The sequence below is a fragment of the Streptomyces sp. SID1328 genome (genome assembly GCF_009865595.1).
In the GTDB taxonomy this organism is placed as follows: Bacteria; Actinomycetota; Actinomycetes; order Streptomycetales; family Streptomycetaceae; genus Streptomyces; species Streptomyces griseoluteus.
The window spans coordinates 1-5,973 of sequence record NZ_WWKH01000288.1 but is presented as its reverse complement, the minus strand read 5'-3'; the positions used below and the strand labels follow the sequence as shown (position 1 = coordinate 5,973).

Genomic DNA, 5,973 nt, shown 5'->3' with positions numbered 1-5,973 from the left:
ACGGGCGGTGCGGGCGGTGGCGCCGGAGCTGGAGTTCGTCAACGGCGGCGGCACGGGCAGTGTGCAGCACACCGCGGCCGAGGACGCGGTGACGGAGATCGCGGCCGGTTCGGGGCTGTACGTGCCCCGGCTGTTCGACAACTACACGTCGTTCACGGGCCGTCCGGCCGCCCTGTTCGCGCTGCCCGTGGTCCGGCGTCCCGGTGTGGGCGCGGTGACCGTGCTCGGCGGCGGTTATCCGGCGTCGGGCGCGGCCGGCCCGGACCGGCTGCCGGTGCCGTATCTGCCGGAGGGGCTGCGCTTCGACCCGCAGGAGGGCGCCGGAGAGGTGCAGACCCCGCTGCTGGGCTCTCCGGCCGACGATCTGCTGATCGGCGACAAGGTGTGGTTCCGGCACGCCAAGGCGGGCGAGCTGTGCGAGCGCTTCGACGTGCTGCACCTGGTGGAGGGGGACACGGTCACCGCGACCGTGCCCACCTACCGGGGTGAGGGGCACACGTTCCTCTGACGGCCCCTCAGTACACCGTGTCCGCCTGGTCCGGCACCACGGAGCCGTCCGGGCGGAGCACCGGGGTGCGGCCGCCGTCCGGCGCGTTGTAGGCGGTGGTGGAGCAGGGGTACGGGTCGGTCCTGCGGGGCAGCGGCTCGACGAACATCGGGTTGATCACCCAGCGGCCGTCCGCGTCGTCGTAGGCCCGGCACATCAGCTCGGCCTTGTTGCGGTTGAGGACCAGGTGGGCGCCGGTGGCGTCGGAGACGAAGGTGACGTCGGTGTCCGCGTCGCCGCCGCCGACCGCGATCCGCTTCTTCCACGGCTGCTTCTGCCAGGCGGCGGGCCCGTGGATTCCGTAGATGTCCTGGTTGATCCAGCACCGCTTGCCGTCGATGTACGGGATGACGTCGCCCTTGTTCACCCCGGTCCCGCCGCAGCCCTCGTTGCGGGTGGTGATGCGGCCGCGGTGGTCGAGGACGGAGCGGATGGCGATGGTGTGCGCGGCGTCGACGCCGACCCCGCGCGACCAGACCTCGGTGACCGGTTCGGAGCCGGCCGAGACGATGTACACCCGGAATCCGGCCCGCTGGAGGGTGCGGATGAGGTCGCGCTGCTGGTCGTAGTAGCGGACGTAGGCCGGGACGGTGTGGGTGCCCAGGGTGCGGGTGGCGCCGATCGGCGCGGCGAGCGCCTCGGTGCGGGCGGCGGCCGCGTACGAGGAGAGCTGGGCCGGGGTGCGGCCCGCGAAGAGCTGGGGCACCCAGGCGTACTGCGGGACGGTGCGCCGGTGGTTCCAGGTGCCGGCGAAGGCGGCGGCGCCGCTCATCGTGGTGCCCTTCTCCCGGATCTCCACGATCTCGTCGGTGCACCCGGGGCGGTCGGAGGTGCGCAGGGAGCCGCCGGTGCCGGTGCCGCAGGCGGCGGTGAGCGCCCGGTCCCCGGCGTCGGTCATCCAGGCGCTGGTGTCCTTCCAGCGGGCGGGGCGGGGCAGCGCGTCGTGGCGCAGGGCCCAGGAGAGGGTGGCGTCGGTGACGTCGTTCTTGGTGACCGTGTTGTCCCAGTCGAACGCGGCGACCGCGCCGCGGTGTCCGGAACAGGTGCCGTGGGCGTCGATGACCTGTTGCAGGCGGGCGCGGTTCTTGCCGTACCAACTGGTGCTCAACTGCGGGCACTTGGTGTCGGCGGCCGCCGCGGTGGGGGCGAGGGCGGGGGCGGCCGCGAGGGCGGCGGCCGCGGCGAGGGACCAGGCGAGTAACTGTCGCATGGGACGGGGACCGTACACCTTTCGTCGGGAGGGGGTGCGGTACGCGCCGACCAGGTACAGGGCCTAGAGCGGGGTGACGTACGCGCCGGAGATGCCGCCGTCCACCAGGAAGTCGGTGGCGTTGACGAAGGAGGCGTCGTCGCTGGCGAGGAAGGCGACGGCGGCGGCGATCTCGTCGGCCCGCGCGAACCGGCCGAGCGGGATGTGCACCAGGCGGCGGGCGGCCCGCTCGGGGTCGGTGGCGAACAGTTCCTGGAGCAGCGGGGTGTCGACCGGGCCGGGGCACAGGGCGTTGACCCTGATGCCCTCGCGGGCGAACTGCACCCCGAGTTCACGGGACATGGCGAGCACGCCGCCCTTGGAGGCGGTGTAGGAGATCTGGGAGGTGGCCGCGCCCATCCGGGCCACGAAGGACGCGGTGTTGATGATGGAACCCCGGCCCTGGCGCCGCATGTAGGGCAGCGCGGCCTTGCAGCACAGGTAGACGGAGGTCAGGTTGACCTCCTGCACGCGCTTCCACGCCTCCAGGCCGGTGTCCAGGATGGAGTCGTCGTCGGGCGGGGAGATACCGGCGTTGTTGAAGGCGATGTCGACGCTGCCGTAGGTGTCGTGGGCGGCCCGGAACAGCGCCTCGACCTGCGCGGGGTCGGTGACGTCGGTCTTCACGAACAGTCCGCCCACCTCGTCGGCGGCGGCCTTGCCGGCGGCCTCGTCGATGTCGGCGCAGACCACGCGGGCGCCCTCGGCGGCGAGCCTGCGGACGGTGGCCAGCCCGATGCCGCTGCCGGCTCCGGTGACGACGGCGGTACGGCCGACCAGGCGGCGGCAGACGGGAGCTTCGGTCTCGGTCACTTAAGCGGGCCCCTCCGTGCTGAGGAAGACGTTCTTGGTCTCGGTGAAGGCGGTCAGGGCGTCCGGGCCGAGTTCGCGGCCGAGTCCGGACTGCTTGAAGCCGCCGAACGGGGTCCAGTAGCGGACGCTGGAGTGCGAGTTGACGGACAGGTTGCCCGCACGGACGGCCCCGGAGACGCGCAGGGCGCGGCCGAGGTCACGGGTCCAGATGGAGCCGGAGAGCCCGTAAGGGGTGTCGTTGGCGAGCCGGATCGCCTCCCGCTCGTCGTCGAAGGGCAGCAGGACGGCCACGGGGCCGAAGATCTCCTCGCGGGCGGCCGGGCTGTCGGGGGCCGCGCCGGTGAGCACGGTCGGCGGGAACCAGTGGCCGGGGCCGTCCGGGGCGGTGCCGCGCAGGGCGGGGGCGCCCTCGGGGACGTAGGAGCGGACGCGGTCGAGCTGGGTGCGGGAGATCAGCGGGCCCATCTGCGTCTTCTCGTCGGCCGGGTCGCCGACGACCACGGCGGCGAGGGCGTCCGCGAGGAAGGCGCGGGCCTCGTCGTAGACCTCGCGCTGGACCAGGATGCGGGTGCGGGCGCAGCAGTCCTGGCCGGCGTTGTCGAGGAAGGAGAAGGGGTCGAGGGCGGCCTTCAGGTCGGCGTCGGCGAAGACGATGTTGGGGCTCTTGCCGCCCAGTTCGAGGGTGACCGGCTTAAGCAGGCGGGCGCAGCGCTCCGCGACCTCGTGTCCGGTGCGGGTGGAGCCGGTGAACACGATCTTGGCGATGTCGGGGTGGTCGGCCAGGGCGCGGCCGGCGGTGTGGCCGTATCCCGGCAGCACCTGGAAGAGGTGCTCGGGCAGGCCCGCCTCAAGGGCGAGTTCGGCGAGGCGGAGCGCGGTGAGCGGGGTGGTCTCGGCGGGCTTGAGGACGACGGAGTTGCCCGCGGCGAGCGCCGGGAAGGAGCCCCAGGCGGCGATGGGCATCGGGAAGTTCCAGGGGGCGATGACCCCGACCACGCCGAGGGGTTCGTGGAAGGTGACGTTCCAGCCGCCGGGGACCGGAATCTGACGGCCGGTCAGGCGTTCGGCGCCGCCCGCCGCGTAGAGCAGCAGGTCGCGGGCGTTGCCGGCCTCCCAGCGGGCGTTGCCGAGGGTGTGGCCGGCCTCGCGGACCTCCAGCAGGGCGAGTTCCTCGGTGTGCGCGTCGACGGTGTCGGCGAAGCGGCGCAGCAGCCGGGCCCGGTCGGCGGGGGCGAGAGCGGCCCAGGCGCGCTGGGCGGGGACGGCGCGGGCGACGGCGGCGGCCACGTCTTCGGCGCTCGCGGCGGGGACGGTGGCGAGGGTCTCCTCGGTGGCCGGGTTGACCACCTGGAGTTCGTGCGGGTCCGTCAAGGAGATGTCACCTTTCACGGGCGTTCACAGATGTGCGCGGGTTCACGGGCGCTCACAGCCGACGGCCTGTTCACAGCCGTTCGAAGGAGCGGCGCAGCTCCCAGTCGGTGACGGCGGCGTCGAAGGCGGCCAGCTCGACGCGGGCCATGTTGGCGTAGTGGGCGACGACGTCCTCGCCGAACGCGGCCTTGGCGATCGGGCTGGTCTCCCAGAGCTGGGCGGCCTCCCGCAGGGTGGTGGGCACGTGGTCGTATTCGGCGGTGTACGCGTTGCCCGCGCAGGGCTCGGGCAGTTCGAGCCGCTGCTCGACTCCGTACAGCCCAGCGGCGACGAGTCCGGCGACGGCGAGGTACGGGTTGACGTCACCGCCGGGCAGCCGGTTCTCGAAGCGCAGCGAGGGGCCGTGACCGACCACCCGCAGGGCGCAGGTGCGGTTGTCGTGGCCCCAGGCGACGGCGGTGGGCGCGAAGGAGCCGGGCTGGAACCGCTTGTAGGAGTTGATGTTGGGCGCGTACAGCAGCGAGAAGTCGCGCAGCGCGGCGAGCTGTCCGGCCAGGAAGTACCGCATCACCTCGGACATGCCCTCACCCTCGGCCATCACGCTGCGGCCCTCTTCGTCGGCGAGCGAGAGGTGGATGTGGCAGGAGTTGCCCTCCTTCTCGTTGAACTTGGCCATGAAGGTGAGCGCCATCCCCTCCTGGCTGGCGATCTCCTTGGCGCCCGTCTTGTACACCGCGTGCTGGTCGCAGGTGCGCAGGGCCTCGGTGTAGCGGAAGGCGATCTCGTGCTGGCCGGGGTTGCACTCCCCCTTGGCCGACTCGACCGTGAGGCCCGCGCCCGCCATCTCGTTCCGCAGCCGGCGCAGCAGGGGCTCCACGCGGCCGGTGCCGAGGATGGAGTAGTCGATGTTGTACTGGTTGGCCGGGGTCAGCCCCCGGTAGCCGGTGTCCCAGGCGTGCTCGTAGCTGTCCCGGAAGACGATGAACTCAAGCTCGGTACCGGCCATGGCGGTGTACCCCAGTCCGGCGAGCCGCTCCAGCTGGCGGCACAGGATCTGGCGCGGGGCCGCGGTGACCGGGGTGCCGTCCGCCCAGGCGAGGTCGGCCATGAGCAGCGCGCTGCCGGGGTGCCAGGGCAGGCGGCGCAGCGTGGCCGGGTCGGGGCGCATGGCGAAGTCGCCGTAGCCCCGGTCCCAGGACGACATCTCGTAGCCGTCGACGGTGTTCATCTCGGTGTCGACCGCGAGGAGGTAGTTGCAGCCCTCGGTGCCGTGGTCGAGTACCTCGTCGAGGAAGAAGCGGGCGGCGAACCGCTTGCCCTGGAGCCGCCCCTGCATGTCGGGGAAGGCCAGTACGACGGTGTCGATCTCACCGCCGGCGACCAGCGCCCGCAGTTCCTCGATGCTCAGCGGGGGTGTGCGGTCTGCCACGGGAGAGCCTCCTGGGACGTGCTGCGCGCGGTCCGGCGGGGAGCCATAAGGTATGGCGGGGAACCATTGCTTGGGAAGGGGGCGCGACCGGATGGCGGGGAATACGGGGGCGCGCGAGGGGGGCGACCGGCTCGGCGCGGTGCTGCGTCCGGTGCGGGCGGGCAACGGCTTCGAGGAGGCGCTGGAGCAGATCCTCCAGGTGGTCCGGCTCGGTCTCGTCCCCGACGGTGAACGGCTCCCCGCCGAGCGGGAGTTGGCGGAGCGGCTGGGCATCAGCCGGGTGACGCTGCGCGAGGTGCTGCGGGTGCTGCACGACCAGGGTCTGGTGGAGTCGCGGCGCGGGCGGTACGGCGGCACGTTCGTGCTGCGCCGCGCCGACGGGGCCGGCGAGGACGAGCTGCGGCGCCGCACGGCGGAGGTCGACATCGAGGACGTGCTGCGCTTCCGCGAGGTGCTGGAGGTGGGCGCGGCCGGCCTGTGCGCGGCGCACGGGCTGTCCGGGGAGGGCGTCGTGCGGCTGCGGCGGGCGCTGGACCACACACGGGACGCGCCGCTCGCGGACTA

5 protein-coding genes and 1 pseudogene are annotated in these 5,973 nt (G+C 72.9%); 2 read left to right on the top strand and 4 right to left on the bottom strand.

The genetic code is table 11. The annotated features are described in order from the left end of the window. A pseudogene (locus tag GT030_RS08790) lies at window positions 1-508 on the top strand (amino acid deaminase/aldolase); the annotation flags it as partial. A 7-nt stretch (window positions 509-515) separates the two neighbouring features. Here the strand turns inward: GT030_RS08790 and GT030_RS08785 are convergent. From GT030_RS08785 to GT030_RS08770, 4 genes are all read right to left on the bottom strand, one after another. Beyond that, window positions 516-1,757, bottom strand: coding sequence for a haloacid dehalogenase-like hydrolase (locus tag GT030_RS08785; RefSeq protein ID WP_161200611.1), 1,242 nt, complete (start codon window positions 1,755-1,757; stop codon window positions 516-518). 63 nt (window positions 1,758-1,820) lie between these two features. Beyond that, window positions 1,821-2,609 carry a 3-oxoacyl-ACP reductase gene (locus tag GT030_RS08780; protein WP_135792667.1) on the bottom strand — a complete coding sequence of 263 codons (789 nt, stop codon included), beginning with the start codon at window positions 2,607-2,609 and terminating at the stop codon, window positions 1,821-1,823. After that, window positions 2,610-3,980: an aldehyde dehydrogenase family protein gene (locus tag GT030_RS08775; protein ID WP_161200610.1), complete on the bottom strand. Its 1,371-nt coding sequence runs from the start codon at window positions 3,978-3,980 to the stop codon at window positions 2,610-2,612. A gap of 70 nt (window positions 3,981-4,050) precedes the next feature. Continuing rightward, window positions 4,051-5,409 carry a glutamine synthetase family protein gene (locus GT030_RS08770; RefSeq protein WP_161200609.1) on the bottom strand — a complete coding sequence of 453 codons (1,359 nt, stop codon included), beginning with the start codon at window positions 5,407-5,409 and terminating at the stop codon, window positions 4,051-4,053. Window positions 5,410-5,500: 91 nt separating this feature from the next. Here GT030_RS08770 and GT030_RS08765 point away from each other — a divergent pair. Beyond that, on the top strand, window positions 5,501-5,973 hold a 473-nt coding region (locus GT030_RS08765; protein ID WP_161200608.1), incomplete at its 3' end, for a GntR family transcriptional regulator.